Consider the following 24,080-nt stretch of genomic DNA (forward strand, 5'->3'; position numbering starts at 1 on the left):
CGCCGAGCGGGCGACGGCCGAACCAACGAACCTGAACACCCGTCAACCCCTCCTGACCAGCTGATCAGCATCTCTCGCGCAGCGGGGGAACCTCACCGCAACGGGTGACACGGGATCGTGGCCGAATCCAGGCAGGTTGCCGTCATCGACGAACCGATGCCAGTCGCGCCAGCTCTCCAGCCCGTCACAGCAGCCGGGCCGGAAGGTGACACTGGTGGAGGTGTCAATGACTCGCAGACCGCCGGGCGCGACGATGTCGTCCGCAAGTCTGAGCAGTCCGTGCAAGAAAGAGCCGAGTGCGCTGGCCGGCTGCGGTGCGTGGTCGCCATCGGAGTCGACATCGTTGTAGTCGGCGATGCACATCACCACCGTCCCTACCTCAGCGGGCGAAAGCTCCCCGCTGAGAGGCAGGAAGCCGAACGGTTCGATGTCAGTAACAGGCCAGAGGTCGAAGCCGTCAGGTGCGTATATCTCCAGGACGGGCTGCATCGTGATCACCCTGTGAAGGATTCCGCACCCACCGCCTGTGTCGCCTCCTGATTACGCCGAGCAGTCTCGTCGCGGCCACCGAGGCCGAGGGCTGCACCGCCTTGCGTGGACACGGGCGTACGCAGACAGTCACCCTGCGTACGCGACCGTGTGAAGGCGACTAGAGCCTGGAACAGAACACCGCACCTCGATGAGTCCTGGCAGCGGTTCCCGTTCCGTGCTGTGGGGCATGTCGGTGCGTTTTGTGTTCTGGCACAGGTCTTGGGGGGCCGTCGCGGAGCGTTACCTCGATGTTCGAGCGCGAGGGACTGGCTCGTGTGAGGCGGGGTACGCCTTGTCGCCTGACAGCTGAAAGTGTCGCTCCTTCAGGTGCCTAGCAGTCGATGCAGTGGTCGGCTGTGAATGGTGGTGATGCTGGTCATGCGGACCGATGCACCGTTCTGGGACTCGCTGGTGTTCGACGGCATCGACGATGTGGATGTCGAGGCGGTCGCGAGAGGCCGCGCGGCCGGGGCTGCCGCGAGAACCGGCCCTGGTCCAGCAGGCTGGACCCACCCCTACAAGCCCTACCTGGAGCGGCGGTCCGAGGAGGGACGCATCAGCGTTACCCGACTGCACAGCGAGCTGGTAGCCGGGCACGTTCCCGTCACCTACGCCACGGTCCGCGCCCACATCGCCACTATGCGCGGGCTCCTCCCGGGGCACAGCCACGGCCACCGACGGTGCGGCAGGTGACCGGCTGGCTCACCCGTCACCCCTCCGCCCTGACCAAGGAGGACCGCACCGGCCTGCAAGACGTTCTGGCCCGCTGTCCCGAATTGGACTCGGCCGCCGGACGCGTCCGCGGCTTCGGCGAGATACTCAGCGGGTGCCTCGGCGCCAAGCCCCCTACTTGGATCGACGCCGTCTATGGCAGTCAACCGCCCGGTCTCACCGGCTTCGCGCTGCACCCGCTCTGGGATCTCGACGCCGTGACCGCAGGGCTCACCCTGGACTGGAGTTTCGGCAGCTTCGAGGGTGCCGTGAACCGCATCAAAAAAAGCAAGAGACAGCTCTACGGTCGAGCCGAATCCGAACTACTCTGAAGAATGATTTTGCTCCAGTAAAGTCTCGCGACGGAGTTAACCTCTCGCTGGTCAGCACGTTCAAGGTCAGAGGTCGGTCGTCCAAACCCCGACAGGGTGCTCACTCGGACGCAGCCACAACTGAGGCTGCGACTGCCGATGCCTCTCTTCCACCTGTTCTTCCCAGTGCAAGCGGTCATCCGCGTCGGGCCACGCAACTTGCAATACGGGAAAGGGAGGCCGCCGGTGGAACCCGATGGCCTGCCCGAAGAACGTCCGGTACCAGCGCAGATCGACTTGCCTGAGCGCGACTTGGTGGCCGTCGGCTACGTTGCAGTGCCTCTGGCCATCAGCCAGTACAGCACCCGCGGCTGACTTCGCCCCGAGTTTGTTGAGCATGCGGTGCATGGCGTGGATATCGAGCCCGAACATGGCAAGTTCAGGTGCGCCGTGAGTGTGCGAGAGGCCGATCGTGTAGGCGAATCCAGGACCGATGTCGTCCTCGGGAACCATAACGACGTGCCATCCGTGCTGCTGCACGTTCTCGATGATCGTCAGATCCGCGTGGTCCGCTTTGTCTCGGTCACCATAGTCATGGCAGAGGATGCAGCGGCACTGAAACGGATCATCGGTCATGCGCGGAGGTTACGAGGTGAGCGTTTGAGTCGGGCAGCCGGGGTTCGTGACCACACTTTCAATCAGACGACATTGTCACCCTCCGCGACGACTCTACGAGATCCCCGCCAGAACCGAGTTTTGACACCGCTTGGGGGTGCCCGGCTCCTTCCTCGGTGTCCTGATGGTGGTCGTCCTCCGGGTCCGTGTCAGGGGCGTTCGTCCTTGTTTGCTGATGAGTCCCGCAGGCCGCCGAGCGCCAGGACCGTCATCGCCGCCGCGGCCCCCGCCGCTACGCCGAAGCCGTTGTATGCGCCGCCCGTGTCGACCACGTGTCCCGCAATTCCAGCGGCGGCTGCTGACCCTGCGGCGCTTGCGGAGTTGCCCCAGGTGAACGCCTGGGTGAGGACGGCACGCGGGACCGACGACTGGATGAGAACGGAAGTGAGGATCAGTAGTACCGGGACAGCGAGTCCGGCCAGGGCGAGGGTGACGCCGATCGTGAGGGGCGCGTCGAGGAAGGTCAGCGGGAGGCTTGCGAGGGCGAGGCAGGTTGCGGCTGCGGCCTGGTGGCGCCGGGGTGAGTCGCCGTGACGCCATGCTCCGTAGACCCAGCCACCCACCAGATTGGTGCAGTTGAAAGCGACGTAGAGCAGCGCTGCCACGTCCGGTGTGCCGCGTCCGACGGCGTATGCGGTGACGGACACCTGCATCGCGCCGAAGAACACCCCGAGCGCGAGGCCGAGCGCGACCTGCCGCAGGAATGCGGAGCGGAGCAGGGCTCGTCCGGCGTGCCTGCGTTCGGCGCGGCCGGTGAGGGGCGGCGTTGTGCGGCGCTGGGCGGCGAGGACGAGCCCGCCGCCGACGACGAACGAGGCGGCGAGCAGCACCCCGGCGCCCGGCCGGCCGGCCGCACCCAGGACGCTCACCAGGGCCGGGCCGGCCATGAAGGACACGCCATTGGCGAGGGCCTCCAGGGCGAAGGCGATGGGCAGCGCGACAGCGCGCTCGCCGGACATCAGGGCGGACCAGCGAGCGGCGGACAGGGCACTGAGCTGGGGCAGCGTTGCCCCGATGAACACACCGGCGACGAGGTCCGGAACGGCGTCGGTGAGCAACAGCGTCACGGCCCCCGCGTGTGCGCCCAGCGCCCAGGGAAGCACCCGCGACTGCCCGAACCGGTCGACAAGGCGCCCGATCTGGGGCCCGGCGATGGCATCCGCGACAGCGAACCCGCCGGTGACGAGACCCGCGGCGGCATAGGACCCAGTGCGTGCGTGCACCAGCCAGATGATGCCGATTCCCGTCATGGCGATGCCCAGACGCCCGACAGCGGCAGGAACGAAGAAGGCCGCGGCACCCGGAGTGCGCAGCACAGTGAGGTAGTTCGCCGAAGCCGAAGGCACGGCGCATCCCTTTCGCCGCCCGGCGGGACGTGCCAGCGGGGTCGTCGGCGTCCGGATGTGCCGACCCGTGGCTGCGCCTGAAGCCGTCCAGTGGCGGCGTGGAGCGGGGACGCGCACTCCACGCCGACTCCATCACCGGGCAGATGTCATGTGGTAGTTGATGACCTCCTTGAGCGTAGAGGAACGGCGCGCAGAATCGAATAGAGGACGGGCCCCGTTGTGATCGTCAGCTTGCGGCCCGTGCGGCCCGTGCGGCCCGTGCGGCCCCTGGCTCGGGTCTGGGCAAGGCGAAAAAGTCGGAACCCCTGCCCGATAAGACCGGGTGGCGTCGCCACGGACCGACAGACGCTGTCGCTACTCGGTCCTGGCATACATTCCGTAAGGACGATTACCGGGGTTCTGTCACGGGGACGTACCGTCATCTGGGACCGCGGTGCGGCGCGGTGACCTCATAGCGGTGCTGTTTCCGCCTGCAGGAAGCCCTGCTCGGCAGGTCCCGTGGTGGGCTGACGAGCAAGGTCCATCTCGCAGCGGACCGCAAGTGCCGTCCGTTGTCGCTCGTCCTGACCGCAGGACAGGCCGCCGACAGCCCGCAGTTCGTTCCCGTGCTGCGGAAAGTGCGGGTCCGTCTGCCGGTCGGCCGTCCCCGGACCCGGCCCGACGCTGTCGCCGCGGACAAGGCCTACTCATCCCGCGCCAACCGCTCCTACCTGCGCAAACGCAACATCAAGGTAGTCATCCCGGAGAAGAAGGACCAGGCTGCCAACCGGAAGAGGAAAGGCAGCCGGGGCGGCCGGCCCACAGGTCACGACGCCGATCTCTACAAGGAACGGAACACCGTCGAGCGCCTGATCAACAAACTGAAGGCCTGGCGGGGCATCGCAACTCGATACGACAAGACACCCGAGAGCTACCTCGCCGGCCTCCACCTCCGCGCCTTAATGATCTGGATCAACGATCTTCTGAAGGCAACCGGCTGATCACAACGTCACACAGGCCTTAGTTCGCCGCGCCCGGTGTCCCATGGCGCGGCAGAGCCTTGCGCGTGCGTCCGATGCGGTGGCCCGCCTCGGTGAGAGTGCCCCGGAGCGGCTTTCCACCGGTCAACCGGGAAGAGCGGTCCCACGCGTGCCGCGCTGTCGTGAGTGCGCGGCCGCGGTAGCCGCGGAGTTGGCTGCGGGAGAGCCGGGCGCGTTCTCCTCCACCCGTGATCATGGCGTTGACCGACGCCATCGGGTCACCCCCGATGGCCCGCGAGGCGAGGGCGCCGACCACCAGGGGGACGATGACGACCGCGAGCGCCGAACCGGTGGTGGCAGCGGTGCGGGTCGCGGAGCGCAGGGGGCGGGCAGGCGGCATGTCCTTGGTCATGACGACAGTCCAGCAGCCGCCGCGCGGCAGGGCATCGGACGACCTACTCAGCCCACTCGGGTCGGTGTACTCAGTCGACGACGTCGGAGGCGTGGGCGGGGCCGACGGGTGGCGGGGCGGGAGAGCGTTCGGCACATGTGCCCGTGGGGCTGGTGCCGCGTTCCGCCCTACCGTCGCTGCCGTCGACCGCTTCGTATGACTTTCGATGGGTCGGGTTCGATTTCGGGCTGGGGAGGCTGCTCATGGCCAGTGCGTTTCAGGCGCGCAAGCTCAAGGAGATGTTCACTGCCTTCGACGCGGACGGCGACGGCCGTCTGCGCAGGGGGTTTCAGGGCGCTCGTCGCACGCTGGAGCGACCTGCCGGGTGTGGGCGCAGGGACGGAACTGCGCGCGCGGGTCGAGGCGCTGCTGGCAGCCGGGGACCCCGACGGCGACGGCCGTATCTCACCGGAGGAGCACCGCCACCTCGTCGAGACCTGGAACGGGCGGTCCGTGAATATGGCGGGCGTCTTCGAGTCGCTCGACCTGAGCGGTGACGGCTACCTCGGCCGCGAGGAGTTCGCGCTGCTGTGGCGCCAGTTCTGGATCAGCGATGATCCCGGCGAACCGGGCAACCTGCTCTGCGGCCGTTTCGCCGCCTGATGTCATTGCCGGGTTGGCTTCCAGGCCCGTTCCTGCTCCACGTACGTACTACCAGCCCGCGGCCGAGTGGCTGTACGGCCTTCAGCGGTGAGTCGTCCGTCATGGCCCCCTCCGATACGGGCTGCCGGAGGTGTGCCGTCGCCGCCCGTGAACTCCGCGAAGCCGGCCGGCGCTGCTCCAGGCTTCGGCCCGTCAGAACCACAGCCGCGCCAGCGCTTCCTCCGTCAGCAGGCTGGCTGCGTCGGCCCGGGCGCGGGTGAGGCCGTCGTTGAGGGCCGGTGCCCAGGGACCCGTTATGCGAATCTCGGGCGGCATGCCGTAGCAAGCGGCGGTCTGGGGTCTGGGGTCTGGCCGGGTGGATGTGAGCGGTGCTACCGCGAGCACAGCCGTCAAGGCGACGAACGGACCCGACAGGGATTTGCGCGCTGTCTGCTCCCTTCTTGTATGTGACGGAGTCCGGTCCAGCCGGATGCGGTCACCAATTTCAGTGGTCCTCGGCGCGGACGCGGTCGGCGATGCCCTGTGTCAGCTCCTCCGCCTGGTCCTCCAGGTTCCACTCGCCGTCCTGGTAGGCGACCGGATCGACCTGGAGCCGCTCAGTGACGTCCGGTCGGGCGGGGGCACCATGTTGCGCTTCCACGTGATGTTGCGCTTCCACGTATGCAAGTAACGGTCGCAACGAGGGCGAGTTTGCAGTACGGGCACAGCGACTGCCGCTGCAAGGCACGTTGGCCGGTCGCTTCGTGGCGACGGTCAACGTGGCGGTACCGCCCGGCCACATCTCCGGAGCCAACTCGACGCTCTGGTGGGAGTCGGGTGCGCCGCGGTCCTGACGCTCTCCCGGGCCCCGGCTGATCAACCACCTGCTGTCCCTGCGCGCGGCACCACCCCGATCGGAATTCTGGAACCCTGGAACCCTGGAACCCTGGAACCCGGTGCCCACCCGACGCGACAGCCGGGCAGCCGACCTGTCCATCGGTCGGCCGGCACGAAAGATCGGAGCCGAACGTGTGCAGATCCTGTAAATTATGAACCGGAATACGGGTTTCCGGTTGAAGCCGGACATTGTGTATGTCGGCGGGTGTGCGGTTTTCAGCCAACTTACTCCGCCGTATTGGCTGCATCTGGCACTGCTTGAATCTGAAATAATTACATGCAGTTGGTAAAAACCCGAGGTCAAGTGTTCTGTCAAGTCGGACTTGCCGACGTCGCCGTGTCCGACCGATATAGGTTGTTGACCATGTGAGTCCACATCTTTATGGTTGGTCGTTGTTCCGAGGTGCCCCAGATTGAACTGTGCTGCCTCAGGAATGTGCTTCAGACGTGGCATCAAGGAATGCATGTAACTTCTGGGCGACGGGGGCTAACGGGTGCGGTATGAGATCATGGGACCACTTCGCGTCATTGACGACCAGAAAAACTCGACCATCAAGGCTCGTAAGATCGAGGTGCTCCTCGCGGTGCTGCTGGTCCGTGCCAATCAAGTGGTCACGGTCGACCAGCTGATAAGAGAGATCTGGGGAGAAGAGCCGCCGCGACGCGTTATCGCGGCACTTCATGTGTACGTATCCCAGATTCGTAAATTCCTGAAACGGCCCGATGAAGCAGAGAGCCCGGTTCTTACAAGGCCCCCGGGCTACATGTTGCTCTTAGGGTCCGACGGTCTGGATTTTCGCAACTTCGAGCAATTGATGAAAGAAGGAAGGGGATTTTTCCGGGCGAAAGATTACGAGTCCGCGACGCAAAGCTTTGAGAAAGCGCTCAACCTCTACCGTGGCCCACTGCTGGGCGGAGCATCCCAGGGGCCGATTCTCCAGGGCCTCCAGACCTGGCTGAACGAGTCCTGTCTGGAATGCAAGGAGATGGTGATGTACGCCCGGCTGGCGCTGGGTCGGCACCGCGAACTCATCAGCGATCTCTACTGGCTCAGCACGGAGCATCCGCTGCGGGAGGCGTTCTACCGTCAGCTCATGCTGGCGCTCCACCGCAGTGACCGTCGGGCCGACGCCCTGCGTGTCTATCAGCGGGCCCGGCGGACGCTCAACGAGGAACTGGGGCTGGAGCCCGGGCAGGCGCTCCAGGAGATGCAGCGAGCGATTCTGGCGGCCGACCAGCGCTTGGCGCTTCCCGACTTCGCATCACAGCTCTGACCAGCCGTGACTTCGGAGATCCCGTGACTCCGGACATCCCTGGACCGCCGACCTGCCGACCTGCCGACCTGCCGACCTGCCGACCACGGTCCATGGAGGTGGGCCGGGTGCCGGCGCGGTGAGCGGCGTACCAACCCCCTATGTCTTCCTGCGCCAGGAGTTCGGTGCGTTCCCGCCATCCGCTCCCGGGGCGTCGGCTCTGACCGTGGGCTGCGTCGGGAGGGCCCGCCGGCGCCCTCTTCGCGGCTGCCGGATCGCAGCGGCAGGAGTACCGGCGGAGTGGAAGTGGCGGTTTCGGAAGGAGCCGGACGTCGCCGGCGCCGCGTCGCGCGGTTCACTCGTGTCCCATGGGCCAAATGCGTAATCCCACCGCGTCGGCACGCGATTTCATCGCTCCTTCACGCGGCACAGGAATCGGCCGTGCGCCAGGTCCTCGATCACCTGGCGCACAGCCGTAGGCGCATGCTCACTCCTATTCGGCTATCCGGGTCCGCATGGTCCACCGGAAGACGGCCTGTGAATTCTCGGCGGGATTTTCGACGAGTTCGAAATGTTCGTATCCGCCGTAGTGCGGAATTTTGAGCTTCCGGTCGGCCACCGCGGAGCGTCCCGCACGGACTGAGGTCGGCATTCCTTCGGGGGCGCCCTGAAGGAGGGCATCGATCATTTCCCCGTCATGTGACGGAGTCGATTCTTCTGTCATGCTGTACCTCCGAGGGCTGTTTGTCCATTGAATGGCAATGAGCATTCCATGGCGAAACGCTGTGCGGCAGCCGGGCCCCTATGGTGCGGCAATGAGGCCGATTGCTCTCTTCGGCACCGACGCGAGTGCTCGGCCCGCAAAGCGGGGGAGTGTACGCACCCCTGTCTTTAGCCGGCAGTGTCCCACGGGTGTCAACAGTGCCTGCCTCCCGCACTGTCGAAGCCCGTGACGAGGGCCTCCTGATATTGGTCTACCCGCTTCCGTACGGTTTTGGAAGCATCACCGGCCCGTCCGCCACGCTTTTTTGGTGCCGCTTTAGAACCAGCTTTAGACCTGCCGCCGACGATGGTCGGCGAGGGCAGCAGCCGTTCGTTCTACTTTGGCGTGAGGTGTGATGGCAGGGACATCCATCGCGGTCGTTGGTCTGGCCTGTCGGCTACCGCACGCAGACGACCCGTCGGCCTTTTGGAGACTGCTCAGGGACGGTCGGAACGCGATCACCCCGATGCCCGAGAACCGCAGGACGCCTCCCGCGGCACCGGTCACCGGTCGGCCGGATCTCGACTACGACTGGCGTGGCGGATTCCTGCGCCACGTCGACCTGTTCGACGCGGGATTCTTCGGGATCAGCCCGCGCGAGGCGCTCGCGATGGACCCTCAGCAGCGGCTCATGCTCGAACTGGCCTGGGAGGCGCTGGAGGACGCGGGCCTTCGCCGGCAGCAGCTGGCCGGTAGCGGCACGGGCGTGTTCGCCGGAGCCATCTGGGACGACTACGCCACGATCCTCCGCGCCCATGGCCCCACCGCCCTCAACCGGCACAGCATGACCGGCCTCAACCGCGGCATCATCGCCAACCGCGTCTCCCACGCCTTCGGTCTGCGCGGACCGAGCCTGACCGTCGACGCGGCCCAGTCCTCCTCCCTGACCGCGGTGCACCTGGCCTGTGAGGCGTTGCGCCACGGCGACTGCGACCAGGCCCTGGCCGGCGGTGTCAACCTCATCCTCGGTGAGGACAGCATGGAGGTCGTCCGCGGATTCGGCGGGCTTTCCCCCGACGGGCGCTGCTACACCTTCGACGCCCGCGCCAACGGTTTCGTACGCGGCGAGGGCGGCGTGGCGCTGCTGCTGAAGCCGCTGCACGCGGCACAGCGCGACGGCGACCCCGTGTACTGCGTCATCGAAGCGAGCGCCGTCAACAACGACGGCGCCACCGACGGGCTGACGGTCCCCAGCGCGGAGGCGCAGGAAGCCGTCGTACGGCTGGCCCACCGCCGCGCCGGTATCTCGCCGGCCGAGGTGCAGTACGTCGAACTGCACGGCACCGGCACACCCGTCGGCGACCCCGTGGAGGCCGCCGCGCTCGGCGCCGCGCTCGGAGCGGCCCGCCGGGACGACGATCCGCTGCTGGTCGGCTCGGCCAAAACCAACATCGGTCACCTGGAGGGCGCCTCGGGAGCCGTCGGCCTGCTCAAGACCGTGCTGAGCATGGCGCACGGACTCATCCCGCCGAGCCTCAACCACACCAGCCCCCACCCGCGCATACCGCTGACCGAACTGGGCCTGCGCGTACAGCGGGAGTTGATTGCGTGGCCGCACGAGGAGCGCCGCAAGGTCGCCGGAGTCAGCTCGTTCGGCATGGGCGGTACGAACTGCCACGTCGTGCTCGCCGAGGCGCCGCCCGGTTCCGACGCACCGTCCGTCCGCCGCGTACCGCCGCCCGTGGCGCGCGAGGGGGACACGACCGCGCCCCCGCTCATCTGCTGGCCCCTGTCCGGGCATGGGCGCCCCGCCCTGCTCGCCCAGGCCGCCCGGCTGCGCGCGCATGCGCAGGACGAGCCGTCCCTCGACCCCGCTGACATCGCCTACTCGCTGGCCACCACTCGCACCGCGCTCGGCCACCGCGCGGTGGTCCTCGGCGCCGACCGCTCCCAGGTGATGGAGCGGCTCGCGGCCTGGGAGCGGGGCGCGTCCACCGCGGGAGTGGTCGAAGGAGAGGCGACCGGCGCGAACGTCGCCCTCCTCTTCAGCGGTCAGGGCAGCCAGCGGCCGGGTATGGGGCGTGAACTCTACGCCCTGCAACCGGTGTTCGCCTCGGCGCTCGACGAGGCGTTCGCCCACTTGGACCCGCATCTGGACAGGCCCCTGCGCGAGGTGGTGTTCACGGACGACCCCGCCTCACCCCTCCACAGGACCGGCTACGCCCAGCCCGCCCTGTTCGCGATCGAGGTCGCCCTCTACCGGCTGGCCGAGGAGTGGGGCCTGCAGGCAAGCCACCTCATGGGGCACTCGGTCGGAGAGATCGCCGCGGCGCACGTGGCGGGGGCCCTGTCGCTGCCCGATGCCTGCGCACTGGTGGCCGCACGGGGCCGCCTCATGCAGTCGGTCACCACTCCGGGTGCCATGGCGGCCCTCCAGGCCACCGAGGAGGAAGCGGCCGAACTGCTGGCGGGACGGGAGGCACTGCTGACGCTGGCCGCGGTCAACGGCCCCTTTTCCGTAGTGATCTCGGGCGACCGCGATGCCGTGCACGAGGCGGTGGGGACTTGGCGGTCCCACGGCCGCAGGACCAGCCTTCTGCGCACCAGCCACGCCTTCCACTCACCGCACATGGACGGTGTGCTCGACGAGCTGAGGGCAGTCGCCGCCGGACTCGACTTCACCGAACCGCAGATCCCCCTTGTGTCCAATGTGACCGGCACGTTCGCCGACGCCGTCACCCTGGCGTGCCCGGACTACTGGGCCGAACACGCCAGAAAGCCGGTGCGGTTCATGGCCGGCGTCCACCGGCTGTGTGACGCGGGCGCCGATACGTTCATCGAACTCGGCCCCGACGCGCTGCTCGCCGCCATGGCCCGCGAGTGCTTCGCCGCCCGTACGGACGGCTCTGCCGCAGACGGGGACGCCTCTGCCGTCCGTGCGGACACCGCAGTGGCGCGTCCCACGGCGCTGGCGGCGCTGCGCCGCGAGCGGCCCGAGAACGAGACCTTCGTATCCGCCATGGCTCAGGCGTACGTACGCGGCGCCGAAATGGCATGGGAGCGTGCGCTCGGCGGGCCCCGGCAGCGGGTCGGTCTCCCCCCGTACGCCTTCCAGCGGGAGCGCTACTGGCCTGGTGACTGGCCTGGTACGGAGCAGTCGGGGCAGCCCCGGCCGACCCTCGTGGCACAGCCGGAGGAACGACCGGAAGGGACAGGGACGAAGCCGGAAGAGCCGCCGTACGCGCGGCGGATGGCCGGGCTGGGAGCGGAGGAACAGCTCCGAGCCCTGCTGGACACCGTACGGACGGTGACGGCATCGGTGCTGGGGCACACATCGGCAGAGGCCGTCGCGCCGGGGCTGACCTTCAAGAAGCTCGGTATGGACTCGCTGGGCGCCGCCGAGCTGAGCGAGCGACTGGGCGCCGCGACCGGCCTGCCCCTGCCCGCCACGCTGACCTTCGACCACCCGACACCACTGGCCGTCGTGGAACGGATGCGTGCCCTCATCCTCGGCACACCACGAACGGCCGCGCAGACGCCCGGCGCCGGTCACCCCGCCGACGAGCCCCTCGCCGTGGTCGCCATGAGCTGCCGCTACCCGGGGGCCGCCGCGTCACCGGAAGAGCTGTGGAAGCTGGTCATGGACCGCGTGGACGCCGTCGGCCCCTTCCCGGAGGGTCGGGGCTGGGAACCGTCCGGTCCCGTCGGTCAGGACCCGCACGGCCCGGCGCGGAGCTATGCGCGAGAGGGCGGATTCATCACGGGCGCGGATACGTTCGACGCGGGATTCTTCGGGATCAGCCCGCGCGAGGCGCTCGCGATGGACCCGCAGCAGCGGCTGCTGCTGGAGACCGCCTGGGAGGCTTTCGAGCGGACCGGCATCAGCGGCACCGCGCTTGAGCACAGCCCCACCGGCGTGTTCGTCGGCCTCACCGCTCAGGACTACGGCCCCCGGCTGCACGAACCGGTCCAGAACCTCGACGGGCACCTGTTGACCGGAACGGCACCGAGTGTGGCGGCGGGCCGTATCGCCTACACCTTCGGTCTGGAGGGGCCGGCGGTGACGGTCGACACCGCGTGCTCGTCGTCGCTGGTGGCCCTTCACCTCGCGGGCCAGGCACTGCGGCGGGGCGAATGTGATCTGGCGCTGGCGGGAGGGGCGACCGTCATGGCGACCCCGGGGATGTTCAGCGAGTTCGCGCGGCAGGGAGGACTGGCCGCGGACGGCCGGTGCAAGCCCTTCTCGGCGGCGGCGGATGGCACCGGGTGGTCCGAGGGTGTGGGGCTGGTGCTGTTGGAGCGGTTGTCGGACGCGCGGCGCAACGGTCATCGGGTGCTGGCGGTCGTACGTGGCTCGGCGATCAACCAGGACGGCGCCAGCAACGGTCTGACCGCACCCCATGGACCCTCCCAGGAGAGGGTCGTGCGCCAGGCGTTGGCGAGTGCTCGGTTGACTCCTGCTCAGGTCGATGTGGTGGAGGCGCATGGTACGGGGACGACGCTGGGCGATCCGATCGAGGCGGGGGCGTTGCTGGCGACGTACGGCCAGGATCGGCCCGAGGGCCGGCCGCTGTGGCTGGGGTCGGTGAAGTCGAACATCGGGCATACCCAGGCGGCGGCGGGTGTGGCGGGTGTGATCAAGATGGTGATGGCGATGCGGCATGGAGTGCTGCCGGCGTCCTTGCATATCGATGAGCCGTCGCCGCATGTGGACTGGGAGTCGGGGGCGGTGTCCCTGCTGACTGAGCCGGTGGAGTGGCCGGAGAGCGATGAGCGCCCGCGGAGGGCGGCTGTGTCGTCGTTCGGGATCAGTGGGACGAACGCGCATCTGATTCTGGAGGAGGCGCCCGGCGATCCGGGGCCCTTCGGGCCGCCGAAGCCGTCCGAGGGCGTTCGCACGGCAGGGGTGGTGCCGTGGGTCGTGTCGGGGCGGAGCGATGCGGCGCTGCGCGGCCAGGCGAAGGCCCTCGCCACCTACGCGGGCGAGGCCGGGATGTCGCCCGCGCGGATCGGCTCCTCCCTCGTGACCACGCGGTCGGTGTTCGAGCGGCGTGCGGTGGTGATCGGTGAGGGCCGTGCGGAACTGGTGGCCGGTCTGGAGGCTTTGGCGGCGGGTGAGCCGCATCCGGGCGTGGTGCAGGGCACGGCCGTCGGTGCCGGCGCGGCGGGTCCGGTGCTGGTGTTTCCGGGGCAGGGTTCGCAGTGGGTGGGGATGGGTGCGGAACTCCTCGACTCGTCCCCGGTGTTCGCGGGGCGGATCGGTGAGTGTGAGCGGGCTCTGTCGGCGTATGTGGACTGGTCGTTGAGCGGGGTTCTGCGGGGGGACGGGGCGGAGCTGGTTCGGGTCGATGTGGTGCAGCCGGTGTTGTGGGCGGTGATGGTGTCTTTGGCGGCGGTGTGGGCCGGGCATGGTGTGGTTCCTTCGGCGGTGGTGGGTCACAGTCAGGGTGAGATCGCCGCGGCCTGTGTGGCCGGGGTGCTGTCGCTGGAGGACGGCGCGAAGGTCGTGGCGCTGCGCAGCAAGGCCTTGCGGCGGCTGTCCGGCGGCGGGGCCATGGCCTCCGTGGGAGCCGGGGAGGAGGAGACCACCCGGCTGCTGCGCCCCCACACACCCCACGTGGTGGTGGCCGCGGTCAACGGGCCGTCGTCCACGGTTGTGTCCGGGCCGCCGGAAGCGGTCACCGCCGTGGTGGCCCAGGCCAAGTCACGGGGCCTGCGGGCCCGGCTGATCGATGTGGACTACGCCTCGCACGGACCGCAGATCGACGAGATCAGCGAGGAGCTCCGTACCGTCCTGGCGGGCATCCAGCCACGGTCGGCGGCAGTCGCCTTCTACTCGACCGTCACCGGTGGACGTATCGACGGCAGGGACCTGGATGCCGGGTACTGGGTGCGTAATCTGCGCCGGCCGGTCCGCTTCGCCGACACCGTCCGCGCCCTGCTGCAGGACGGGCACCGGATCTTCATCGAGGCCAGTCCGCACCCCGTCCTGACCCTCGGTATGGAGGAGACCTTCGAGGCCGCCGCCGTCGAGGCGGCGACCGTTCCCACGCTCCGCCACGACCAGGGCGGCCCGGCCCAGTTGGCACGCGCGCTCGCCCAGGCCTTCACCGCCGGTGCCACCCTCGACTGGACCCGCTGGTACCCGGCCGACCCCGCACCCCACCCGACCGACCTGCCCACCTACGCCTTCCAACGACAACGCTACTGGCTGAACCCGGGGATCGGCACGGGAGAGCTGACCGCCGCCGGGCTCGGGCGTACGGGACATCCGCTGCTGCCCGGATCCGTACGGCTCGCCGATGGTGGACTGGTGCTCACCGGCCGGATCCGGGCGGGCACCCGCGGATGGCTCGCCGAGCACACGGTGGCCGACACCGCGTCGGTGCCCGGCGCGGCACTGCTGGAGTGGGCGCTGCGTGCTGCGGACGAGGCCGGATGCGACGAACTGCGAGAACTGGTCCTGCGCGAGCCGCTGACCCTGCCCGCGACGGGCGGACTGCTGATCCGGGTGACCGTGGGCCCGCCGGACCGGGAAGGTACCCGTGAACTGCGGGTGGACTCGCGAGAGGCGCACGACGCGGACGGCGTGGACGACACGGACCGCGAGTGGATCTGTCACGGCGAGGGCTTGGCCGTGCCCCGGCCGGTCGGCCCCGCACCGGGCGACGCACTCGGCGGAGCCTGGCCGCCGGCCGGGGCACGGCCCGTCGAACTGGACGGATTCTACGAGCGGGCGGCCGAGGCCGGGCACGTGTACGGGACTTCGTACCAAGGGCTGCGGGCCATGTGGAGGCATGGCGACGATGTGCTCGCCGACGTGGTGCTGCCCGAGGGAACCGGCGAGGGCGAGGACGGGTTCGGTATCCATCCGGTCCTGCTGGACGCCGCGCTGCACCCCGTGCTGCTGTCCGCCGAGGGCGGGGCGGACGACGGGCTGTGGATGCCGTTCGCGTGGTCGGAGGTGTCCCTGTGGGCCAGGGACAGCAAGGCCGTACGGGTCCGGCTGACAGTCCAGGACACCGGGGACGGCCAACGGGAACTCAAGGTGGTGCTCGGCGACAGCGCGGGCGACCCGGTCCTCACCGTCGGCTCCCTCGCCCTGCGTCCCGCCGACCCCGCCCGGTTGCGCGCCGCCGCCCGCCGGGGTGAGGACCGGCTGTTCACCCTGGCTTGGCGCCCTCTGCCGCTCCTGGACGGCACAGACCTGGACGGCACGGTCTCCGTCATCGGTGAGGGGTCGGTGCAGGCACGGTGGGCGCCGCTCGGCCAGGAGGGCGAAATGGTACGGGACGCCATGGACACCGGTGCCTCGGTCGTCGTCGCGGACGTGCACGCCGGTAGTGGCTCGGGCCTGGTGGAGGTGGAGCGGGCCTCCGCGCTCGTACGCGCGTGGCTGGCCGAGCCACGGACGGCCGGGGCGCGGCTGGTGCTGGTGACCCGAGGAGCCGTGCCGTTCGGCGCTCCCGGCGGTGCGTTGGGCCTCCGCGCGGCGGAGAGCGGGATCTGGGGACGGCTGCGGCTGGTGCAGACCGCGAACCCGGGCCGCTTCCAGCTGCTCGACCTCGAACCGGAATCGGAAGACAACGCGAGAGCAGGGGACGGGACGGCCGGCCGGGACGCGACAGCCCACCCGGTCACCGGGCTCCTTGCCGACGCCGTACGGGCCGCCGTGGAGGGCGACGAACGACAGGTCGTCGTACGATCCGGTCGCGTACTGGCGCCCAGGTGGGTGCCGGACGTCCGCGAAGCGCCCACCGCACACCACGAAGGCGGAGGTGAGGGCGAGGGAACGGGCGGCACCGTACTCATCAGCGGCGGCACCGGAACCTGGGGTGCCGCAGTCGCCGAACACCTCGCGCGGACGGGCCGGGCCGCACGTCTGCTGCTGGTCAGCCGCCGCGGCCCAGCGGCGCCAGGAGCGGCGGAACTCACCGCCCGTATCGAAGGTCACGGCGCCCATGTCCGTATCGTCGCGGCCGACCTCGCCGACCCGGACCAGGCGGCCGAGGTGATCGCCGGGCTCGGCTCGGAGGAGTACCCGCTGACCGCGGTGGTGCACGCGGCCGGGGTACGCGAGGGCACGCCCGCGCAGATCTGGCGGGCCAGGGCCACCGTCGCCGCGCGGTTGGAGGCGGCCGTCGAGGGGCTGCCGCTGCGCTCGTTCGTGATGTTCTCCGAGCCGGTCGCCAGGACGGAGGAGCCGGGCGCGCTCGACCACGCCGCCGCACACGCCTACTGCGACGCGCTCGCCGCTCACCGTCACGCGCGCGGACTGCCCGGGACATCCGTCACCTGGGGCCCGTGGTCCGGCACCGGCGGGGACACCACCGACCCGCTCGTGTCCGGACTCCTCGACGCGGCGCTGCGCCCCACCGGCCCGCACCTGCTGGCGACCGGAGCCGACAGCAGGACCGTACCGGCACCGCCGCACTCGGACGTCGTACGGGCCGATGCTCGGGAACGGCGCAGGCGCACGGCGGCGGGCGGCACCGGCAGGCCTGCCGACTGGCCTGCGCGGCTGGCCGGGCTCCCCCCGGAGAACCGGCACCGTGCCGTCCTCGAACTCGTACGAGGCCACGCGGCGGCTGTGCTGGGCCACTCGGATCCCGCCGCCGTCCCGGCGGGCGCGGCGTTCAAGGCGCTCGGCTTCAGTTCGCTCACCTCGGTGGAGCTACGCGACCGGCTTGCGGCGGCCACGGGACTGCGGCTGCCCGCCGCCTATGTCTTCCGGCACCCGACGTCCGACAGCATCGCGGGCGACCTGCTCCACCGACTCGCGCCCGGGGACGAGCCGACGGCCGGGCGGAGCACCGGCAACACCTTGCTGAACGAACTGGCGCGTCTGGAGGCTGCCGTGGCCGCCGAGGATGTGGCGGACGCCGACTTCGGAGCGATCACGGCCCGGCTGGAGGACCTGCTCGCGAAGTGGAAGGAGACCCGCGCGGCGGCGGACGGCGCGGAGCCCGGAGCGGAAGCGGTGGACAGACTGCGGTCCGCCTCCTCGGCCGAGCAGGTTCTCGACTTCATCGACAACGAGCTGGGAGTGTCCTGAATGGTGGCCCGCCATGGCGAATGAAGAGAAGCTGGTCGACTACCTCAAGCGCGTCGCCGCCGAACTGCACGAGACGCGCCAGCGGCTGCGTGAGCTGGAGGAGCGCCATCAGGAGCCGGTAGCCGTGGTGGGCATGGCCTGCCGCTTCCCGGGCGACGCCGACTCGCCCGAGGCACTGTGGAAGCTGGTGGCCGAGGGCGCGGACGTCATCGGCCCGTTCCCCGACAACCGCGGCTGGGACCTGGAGAGCCTCTACGACCCCGACCCGGCACAACCCTGGACCAGCTACGTCCGCGAGGGCGGATTCATCACGGGCGCGGATACGTTCGACGCGGGATTCTTCGGGATCAGCCCGCGCGAGGCGCTCGCGATGGACCCGCAGCAGCGGCTGCTGCTGGAGGTCGCGTGGGAGCTGCTGGAACGGGCGCACATCGACCCCGTCTCTCTGAAGGGCAGCAGGACCGGGGTGTACGCGGGGGTCTCCAGCGAGGACTATCTGTCCCGGCTGCCCCGGGTCCCCGAGGGTTTCGAGGGCCACGCCACCACGGGCAGCCTCACCAGCGTCCTGTCGGGCCGTATCGCCTACACCCTCGGCCTCGAAGGGCCGGCGGTGACGGTGGACACGGCGTGCTCGTCGTCGCTGGTGGCGATGCACCTGGCCGTCCAGGCGCTGCGGCAGGGCGACTGCGCGCTGGCGATGGCCGGCGGGGCCCTCGTGCTGTCGTCCCCGTTCATGTTCACCGAGTTCTCGCGGATGCGGGGACTGTCGCCCGACGGCCGCTGCAAGGCCTTCGCCGCCTCGGCCGACGGCACCGGATTCTCCGAGGGCGTGGGGCTGGTGCTGTTGGAGCGGTTGTCGGACGCGCGGCGCAACGGTCATCGGGTGCTGGCGGTCGTACGTGGCTCGGCGGTCAACCAGGACGGTGCGAGCAACGGTCTGAGCGCGCCCAACGACGCCGCGCAGGAACGCGTCATCCGCCAGGCCCTCGCGAACGCCCGCCTGGCCACATCGGACGTGGACGCGGTGGAGGCGCACGGGACGGGAACGATGCTCGGCGATCCGATCGAGGCGGGGGCGCTGCTGGCGACGTACGGCCAGGACCGGCCGGTGGACCGGCCGCTGTGGCTGGGGTCGGTCAAGTCCAACATCGGGCACACCCACGCGACCGCGGGTGTGGCGGGTGTGATCAAGATGGTGATGGCGATGCGGCATGGAGTGCTGCCCGCGTCGCTCCATATCGATGAGCCGTCGCCGCACGTCGATTGGGAGTCGGGGGCGGTGTCCCTGCTGACCGAATCGGTGGAGTGGCCGGAGAGCGACGGTCGCCCGCGCAGGGCGGCCGTGTCGTCGTTCGGGATCAGTGGGACGAACGCGCATCTGATTCTGGAGGAGGCGCCGGATCCGGGTTCTGTGTCGGAGGCGGTTGCTGCCTCGGGTGAGGGGACGCGGGGGGTGGTGCCGTGGGTCGTCTCGGCGCGGAGCGATGCGGCGCTGCGCGGCCAGGCGAAGGCCCTCGCCGCCCACGCTGCGGCGTCGGCAGCGCCGCCCGCCGAGGTGGGCAGGGCGCTGGTGTCGGCGCGGTCGCTGTTCGAGCACCGCGCGGTGGTCGTGGGCCAGGAGCGCGAGGAACTGCTGTCCGGACTGGAGGCGCTGGCCGAGGGGCGTTCGCATCCGGCGCTGGTGCAGGGAGTCGCCGGGACCGAGGAACGCCGGCCGGTGCTGGTGTTTCCGGGGCAGGGTTCGCAGTGGGTGGGGATGGGTGCGGAACTCCTTGCCTCTTCGCCGGTGTTCGCGGGGCGGATCGGTGAGTGTGAGCGGGCTCTGTCGGCGTATGTGGACTGGTCGTTGAGCGGGGTTCTGCGGGGGGACGGGGCGGAGCTGGTTCGGGTCGATGTGGTGCAGCCGGTGTTGTGGGCGGTGATGGTGTCTTTGGCGGCGGTGTGGGCCGGGCATGGTGTGGTTCCCTCGGCGGTGGTGGGTCACAGTCAGGGTGAGATCGCCGCGGCCTGTGTGGCCGGGGTGCTGTCGCTGGAGGACGGCGCGAAGGTTGTGGCGCTGCGCAGCAAGGCGCTCCGCCAGTTGGCGGGCCGGGGCGGGATGGCGTCGCTCGGCGTCACGCCGGAACGGGCTGAGGCGTTGTGCGAGGGGCGGCCCGGGGTGAGGGTGGCCGCGGTCAACGGGCCGTCGTCCACGGTTGTGTCCGGGCCGCCGGAAGCGGTCACCGCCGTGGTGGCCCAGGCCAAGTCGGAAGGGCTGCGGGCCCGGCTGATCGACGTCGACTACGCCTCGCACGGACCGCAGATCGATGAGATCACCGGGGAACTCCATACCGTCCTGGCGGGCATCCGACCGCGGTCGGCCCCGGTCGCCTTCTACTCGACCGTTACCGGTGGACGTATCGACGGCACGGACCTGGACACCGAGTACTGGGTCACCAATCTTCGGCGGCCTGTCCGTTTCGCCGATGCCGTGGACGCTCTGCTGCGTGACGGGCACGAGATGTTCATCGAGGCCAGTCCTCATCCCGTCCTGACTCTCGGTCTGCAGGAGTGTTTCGAGGAGGCCGGTGTCGACGCGGTCGCGTTGTCCACTCTGCGCCGCGACCATGGTGGCCGGGCACAGTTGGCACGAGCACTGGGCCAGGCGTTCACGACCGGGGCGGAGCTCGACTGGAAGACGTGGTTCCCTTCCGGACCGGCCCCGGTGGTCGACCTTCCCACCTACGCCTTCCAACGCCAACGCTACTGGCTGTCCGCCGAGGCCTCCGGTGGTGACGCCGGGGACCTGGGGCTGGAGTCGACGGGGCACCCGCTGCTGGGCGCGGTGGTCGAACCCGCCGCGAGCGGGGGCCTCCTGCTGACGGGGCGGCTGTCCACGCGCGGCTGCCCCTGGCTGGCCGAGCACAGGATCGCGGACACGGTCATCGTGCCGGGCGCCGCGCTCGTGGAATGGGTCCTGCGCGCGGCCGACACGGCAGGCTGCGCACAGATAGCGGACCTCACACTCCAGGCGCCCGTCGTGATGCCACGCAAGGGCAGGCTGCGCATCCAGGTCGTGGTGGACGCGGCGGGCGACGACGGAGACCGTGAAGTACGCCTCTACAGCCGCCCCGACGACGACGCCGGCACACAGGGCTGGCTGTGCCACGCCGAGGGACTGCTGAGTCCCCGGCCTGCCGCCGCGGTGGGTGATCTGAGCGGTGTGTGGCCACCGGCGGAGGCCGAGCCGGTGGAGATCGGGGACTTCTACGAGCGCGCGGCCGGGGCCGGTTACGCGTACGGCCCCGCCTTCCAGGGCCTGCGAGCCGTGTGGCGGCACGGCGGAGACGTACTGGCCGAGGTGGCACTGCCGGAGGCCGCCGGGCCGCCGGGCGGATACGGCGTCCACCCGGCCCTTCTGGACCTCGCGGTGCAACCGCTGCTGCTGACCGGTGGACTGGAGGAGGAGGGGAGGCTGTGGCTGCCGTTCGCGTGGAGCGGGGTGGCGCTGCACGCCGAGGGGGCCACCACCGTGCGCGTCAGGCTCTCCCTCTCCGGGCAGGGGCTCGGCGAGAGCGTACGGGTGCTCGTGGCCGACGCCGGGGGCACGCCGGTGCTGAGCGCCGACTCGCTCGTCCTTCGGCCGTCCACGGAACGGACCTTGCGGGCGGCGAGCGGACACGGTGTCGACGGGCTGTACGTGCTCGACTGGTCCGAGCTGCCCACACCGGACGGCGCCGCCTCCCAGGACGCGGACGACGCGTGGCCGACGCCGGCCGCGGACGGGGACCACTTCGATCCGGCCCGACTGCTCTCGGCAGCCGGACTGATCACGGCGCTCGATACCGGCGCCCACCCGCCCGCCGTGGCCGTCGCCACCGTGGACACCAGCACCTCCGCGGACGGCGAACTCTCCGTACTGCAAGGGGCGTTAAGACTGCTCCAGAGCTGGCTCGGCGAGCCGCGGCTCACGGATTCCCATCTGGTACTGATCACCCGTGGCGCGGTGGCGGCGGAAGCGGAGGAGGTGCCGGACCCGGTGGGCGCGGCGGTGTGGGGCCTGGTGCGCAGCGCGCAGACCGAGAACCCCGGCCGGTTCACGCTGGTGGACACCGACGGTACAGCGGACACCGGCGACGGAGCGGTCCCGGACCTCACCGGCGTGCGCAGGGCCCTCGCGGCCGGTGAACCGCAGATCGCCGTACGCCGGGGCCGGGTGACCGTGCCCCGTCTGGTCCGCGCGGGCGAGCCTGCCGCGCCGGTGCCCTCTCCCCGGGAGCGGGCCTGGCGGCTCGGCACGACGGGTGCCACGCCGGAGGACATCACCGTGGTCCCCTGCCCGGAGGCGGAGGAACCACTGGCGCCCGGGCAGGTGCGGATCGACGTGCGCGCCGCCGGGGTCAACTTCCGGGACGTCCTGCTGGCGCTCGGGATGTATCCCGGCGAGGCGTCCTTCGCGGGCAGCGAGGGCGCGGGAGTGGTCACCGAGGTCGGGCCCGGAGTGACAGAACCGGCCCCTGGGGACCGGGTGATGGGCCTGTTCGAGGGGGCCTTCGGGCCGGTCGCGGTGGCCGACGCGCGGACCGTGGCGCCGATCCCGGAGGGCTGGGACTTCGCCGAGGCGGCAGCCGCGCCGATCGCCTACGTCACCGCCTGGTACGGGCTGGTCGAACTCGGCGGACTGCGCGCCGGGCGATCCGTCCTGGTGCACGCGGCGGCCGGGGGTGTCGGCACGGCGGCCGTCCGTATCGCCCGCCATCTGGGAGCCGAGGTCTTCGCGACCGCGGGTCCCGGCAAACAGCGGGTCCTGGACGAGATGGGCATCGACGCGGCGCACCGGGCCTCCTCCCGCGACCTCGCCTTCGAAGACACCTTTCGGAAGGCGACCGGGGGCCGGGGCGTGGACGTCGTCCTGAACAGCCTCACCGGGGAATTCACCGATGCCTCCCTGCGGCTGCTGGCCGACGGCGGCCGGTTCGTCGAGATGGGCAGGACCGACGTCCGCGATCCCCGCTCCCTGCCGCAGGGGGCCGCCGTGGCCTATCGGGCATTCGACCTCCTCGCCGACGCGGGACCGGACCGTATCCAGGAGATTCTGGCCGGGCTGACGGAGCTGTTCGCCGCCGGCGCGCTACGGCCGCTGCCGGTACGCGTACGGCCGCTGGACCGGGTGCGCGAGGCGCTCCGCGACATGAGCCGGGCCCAGCACACCGGCAAGCTGGTGCTGGAGATTCCCCCGGCCGTGGACCCGAACGGCACCGTACTCATCACCGGCGGCACCGGGACCATCGGCGCCGCCGTGGCCGGACACCTGGTGCGCGCCTGGGGCCTGACCCGTCTGCTCCTGGTCGGCCGCCGCGGTCCCGATGCCCCCGGCGCCGGGGAACTGGCCGATCGGCTGCGCGACTCGGGCGCCGAGGTCACCCTCGTGGCCGCCGACGTCACCGATCCGGCCGCCCTGGCCGACGTCATCGCGGGCATCGACCCGGCGCACCCGCTGACCGGTGTGGTCCACGCGGCGGGAGTGCTCGACAACGCGCTGCTCCCCTCCCAGACGCCCGACCGGCTGGCCCGCGTCTGGGACGTCAAGGCCGGGGCGGCGGCGGCCCTGCACGCGGCCACCGCCGGGACGCGCCTGGGCATGTTCGTCCTGTGCTCCTCGTTCGCCTCCACCCTGGGCACCCCGGGGCAGGCGAACTACGCGGCGGCCAACGCGTACTGCGACGCCCTCGCCGCCCGCCGCCGCGCCGCCGGACAGCCGGGCCTGTCCATGGCCTGGGGCCTGTGGGCGGAATCCAGTGGTCTGACCGGCGGTCTCACCGAGGCCGACCTGGCCCGGATCGACCGCTACGGCATCAAGGCCAACGGCACGGACGAGGGACTGGCGATGCTGGACGTCGCCCTCTGCCACGGCGCTCCCGCACCGCTCGCCCTCGCTCTCGACGTACGCACCCTGGCGGCGCAGCCGCCCAGCGCCGTACCGGCTCCGCTGCGCGCCCTCGCGGCGGCCGCTTCCCGGCCCGGCAGGACGACGGCGTCCGCCGCTGCGCCACCGGACGACTGGACGGCCCGGCTCGCCGTGCAGTCCCCGCAGGAGCGCTACCGCACCGTCCTCAACCTGGTACGGGAGCAGGCCGCCACCGTGCTGGGGCACACACACCCCGGCGCCGTGCCCGCCGACGCGTCGTTCAAGGTCCTGGGCCTCGACTCGCTGACCGCCGTGGAACTGCGCAACCGGCTCGCCGCCGCCAGCGGGCTGCGGCTGCACGCCGCGCTCGTCTTCGACTTCCCCGAAGCAGGCCTGCTGGCGGCCCATCTGCTGGAACGGCTGACGTCGAACGGACACCCGCCCGAGCGTTCCCCGGCCCCCCACCCGGTGCTGGGCGAGGTGGCCCGGCTGGAGAACACCCTCGCCGCCGTCGAGGACGGAGACCTGGACGCCGACGTGGTCACCTCCCGGCTGGAGACGCTGCTCGCCAAATGGAAGGCCGGACACGCCACGTCGCCGCCCGGCGACGACGGGGCGTCCGGCGACGACAGCGCCGCCGAACGGCTCCGATCGGCCGACGCCGGTCAGATCTTCGACTTCATCGACAACGAACTGGATGTGTGAAAGGCGGGTGACCT

The 24,080-nt window shown here is 70.4% G+C and carries 13 protein-coding genes and 1 pseudogene; 7 read left to right on the forward strand and 7 right to left on the reverse strand.

The features are described from left to right. Positions 1 to 42 precede the first annotated feature (42 nt). Complete coding sequence (locus ACIOKD_RS40755) at positions 43 to 498, reverse strand: hypothetical protein (RefSeq protein WP_402093466.1); 456 nt, start codon at positions 496 to 498, stop codon at positions 43 to 45. Positions 499 to 909: 411 nt separating this feature from the next. Between ACIOKD_RS40755 and ACIOKD_RS40760 the strand changes: the two genes are divergently transcribed. Continuing rightward, the gene (locus ACIOKD_RS40760) at positions 910 to 1,224 is read left to right on the forward strand and encodes a hypothetical protein (protein WP_402093467.1); all 315 of its coding nucleotides are present in this window, start codon (positions 910 to 912) and stop codon (positions 1,222 to 1,224) included. Continuing rightward, entirely contained in the window at positions 1,221 to 1,574 is a 354-nt protein-coding gene (locus ACIOKD_RS40765) for a hypothetical protein (RefSeq protein ID WP_402093469.1), read from the forward strand. Before ACIOKD_RS40760 ends, ACIOKD_RS40765 begins: the two co-directional genes overlap by 4 nt. Before the next feature lie 66 nt (positions 1,575 to 1,640). On the opposite strand, the gene ACIOKD_RS40770 is transcribed toward ACIOKD_RS40765, so the two are convergent. Then, the gene (locus ACIOKD_RS40770; protein WP_402093471.1) at positions 1,641 to 2,189 is read right to left on the reverse strand and encodes a DUF4262 domain-containing protein; all 549 of its coding nucleotides are present in this window, start codon (positions 2,187 to 2,189) and stop codon (positions 1,641 to 1,643) included. A 188-nt stretch (positions 2,190 to 2,377) separates the two neighbouring features. Then, positions 2,378 to 3,574: an MFS transporter gene (locus ACIOKD_RS40775; RefSeq protein WP_402093473.1), complete on the reverse strand. Its 1,197-nt coding sequence runs from the start codon at positions 3,572 to 3,574 to the stop codon at positions 2,378 to 2,380. Positions 3,575 to 4,041: 467 nt separating this feature from the next. Here ACIOKD_RS40775 and ACIOKD_RS40780 point away from each other — a divergent pair. Further along, positions 4,042 to 4,554: pseudogene (locus ACIOKD_RS40780) on the forward strand (IS5 family transposase); the annotation flags it as partial. A gap of 19 nt (positions 4,555 to 4,573) precedes the next feature. Here the strand turns inward: ACIOKD_RS40780 and ACIOKD_RS40785 are convergent. Continuing rightward, the gene (locus ACIOKD_RS40785) at positions 4,574 to 4,945 is read right to left on the reverse strand and encodes a hypothetical protein (protein WP_402093475.1); all 372 of its coding nucleotides are present in this window, start codon (positions 4,943 to 4,945) and stop codon (positions 4,574 to 4,576) included. A gap of 366 nt (positions 4,946 to 5,311) precedes the next feature. Here ACIOKD_RS40785 and ACIOKD_RS40790 point away from each other — a divergent pair, with 366 nt between their 5' ends. Continuing rightward, positions 5,312 to 5,587: an EF-hand domain-containing protein gene (locus tag ACIOKD_RS40790; protein ID WP_402093476.1), complete on the forward strand. Its 276-nt coding sequence runs from the start codon at positions 5,312 to 5,314 to the stop codon at positions 5,585 to 5,587. Between the two features lie 192 nt (positions 5,588 to 5,779). On the opposite strand, the gene ACIOKD_RS40795 is transcribed toward ACIOKD_RS40790, so the two are convergent. Continuing rightward, entirely contained in the window at positions 5,780 to 5,902 is a 123-nt protein-coding gene (locus ACIOKD_RS40795) for a hypothetical protein (RefSeq protein WP_402093478.1), read from the reverse strand. A 169-nt stretch (positions 5,903 to 6,071) separates the two neighbouring features. Continuing rightward, on the reverse strand, positions 6,072 to 6,227 hold the full coding sequence (locus tag ACIOKD_RS40800) for a hypothetical protein (RefSeq protein WP_402093479.1): 156 nt from the start codon (positions 6,225 to 6,227) through the stop codon (positions 6,072 to 6,074). A 745-nt stretch (positions 6,228 to 6,972) separates the two neighbouring features. Here ACIOKD_RS40800 and ACIOKD_RS40805 point away from each other — a divergent pair. Further along, positions 6,973 to 7,737 carry a BTAD domain-containing putative transcriptional regulator gene (locus ACIOKD_RS40805; protein WP_402093480.1) on the forward strand — a complete coding sequence of 255 codons (765 nt, stop codon included), beginning with the start codon at positions 6,973 to 6,975 and terminating at the stop codon, positions 7,735 to 7,737. A 472-nt stretch (positions 7,738 to 8,209) separates the two neighbouring features. Here the strand turns inward: ACIOKD_RS40805 and ACIOKD_RS40810 are convergent, their stop codons facing one another. Continuing rightward, positions 8,210 to 8,485, reverse strand: coding sequence for a DUF5988 family protein (locus ACIOKD_RS40810; protein WP_402093481.1), 276 nt, complete (start codon positions 8,483 to 8,485; stop codon positions 8,210 to 8,212). Positions 8,486 to 8,834: 349 nt separating this feature from the next. Here ACIOKD_RS40810 and ACIOKD_RS40815 point away from each other — a divergent pair, with 349 nt between their 5' ends. Continuing rightward, a complete protein-coding gene (locus ACIOKD_RS40815; protein ID WP_402093482.1) occupies positions 8,835 to 17,474 on the forward strand; it encodes a type I polyketide synthase in 8,640 nt (2,879 codons plus the stop codon). Between the two features lie 13 nt (positions 17,475 to 17,487). After that, complete coding sequence (locus tag ACIOKD_RS40820; RefSeq protein ID WP_402093483.1) at positions 17,488 to 24,066, forward strand: SDR family NAD(P)-dependent oxidoreductase; 6,579 nt, start codon at positions 17,488 to 17,490, stop codon at positions 24,064 to 24,066. The last annotated feature ends 14 nt before the right edge of the window (positions 24,067 to 24,080 follow it).

It is taken from the genome of Streptomyces sp. NPDC087844 (genome assembly GCF_044742785.1).
Taxonomy (GTDB): domain Bacteria; phylum Actinomycetota; class Actinomycetes; order Streptomycetales; family Streptomycetaceae; genus Streptomyces.

Excerpts from the sequence above, each read along its gene's own strand:
- ACIOKD_RS40760 (WP_402093467.1), top strand. The coding sequence starts at position 910 with ATGCGGACCGATGCACCGTTCTGGGACTCGCTGGTGTTCGACGGCATC.
- ACIOKD_RS40770 (WP_402093471.1), bottom strand. The coding sequence starts at position 2,189 with ATGACCGATGATCCGTTTCAGTGCCGCTGCATCCTCTGCCATGACTAT.
- ACIOKD_RS40785 (WP_402093475.1), bottom strand. The coding sequence starts at position 4,945 with ATGACCAAGGACATGCCGCCTGCCCGCCCCCTGCGCTCCGCGACCCGC.
- ACIOKD_RS40795 (WP_402093478.1), bottom strand. The coding sequence starts at position 5,902 with ATGCCGCCCGAGATTCGCATAACGGGTCCCTGGGCACCGGCCCTCAAC.
- ACIOKD_RS40805 (WP_402093480.1), top strand. The coding sequence starts at position 6,973 with ATGGGACCACTTCGCGTCATTGACGACCAGAAAAACTCGACCATCAAG.
- ACIOKD_RS40810 (WP_402093481.1), bottom strand. The coding sequence starts at position 8,485 with ATGCTCATTGCCATTCAATGGACAAACAGCCCTCGGAGGTACAGCATG.
- ACIOKD_RS40815 (WP_402093482.1), top strand. The coding sequence starts at position 8,835 with ATGGCAGGGACATCCATCGCGGTCGTTGGTCTGGCCTGTCGGCTACCG.
- ACIOKD_RS40820 (WP_402093483.1), top strand. The coding sequence starts at position 17,488 with ATGGCGAATGAAGAGAAGCTGGTCGACTACCTCAAGCGCGTCGCCGCC.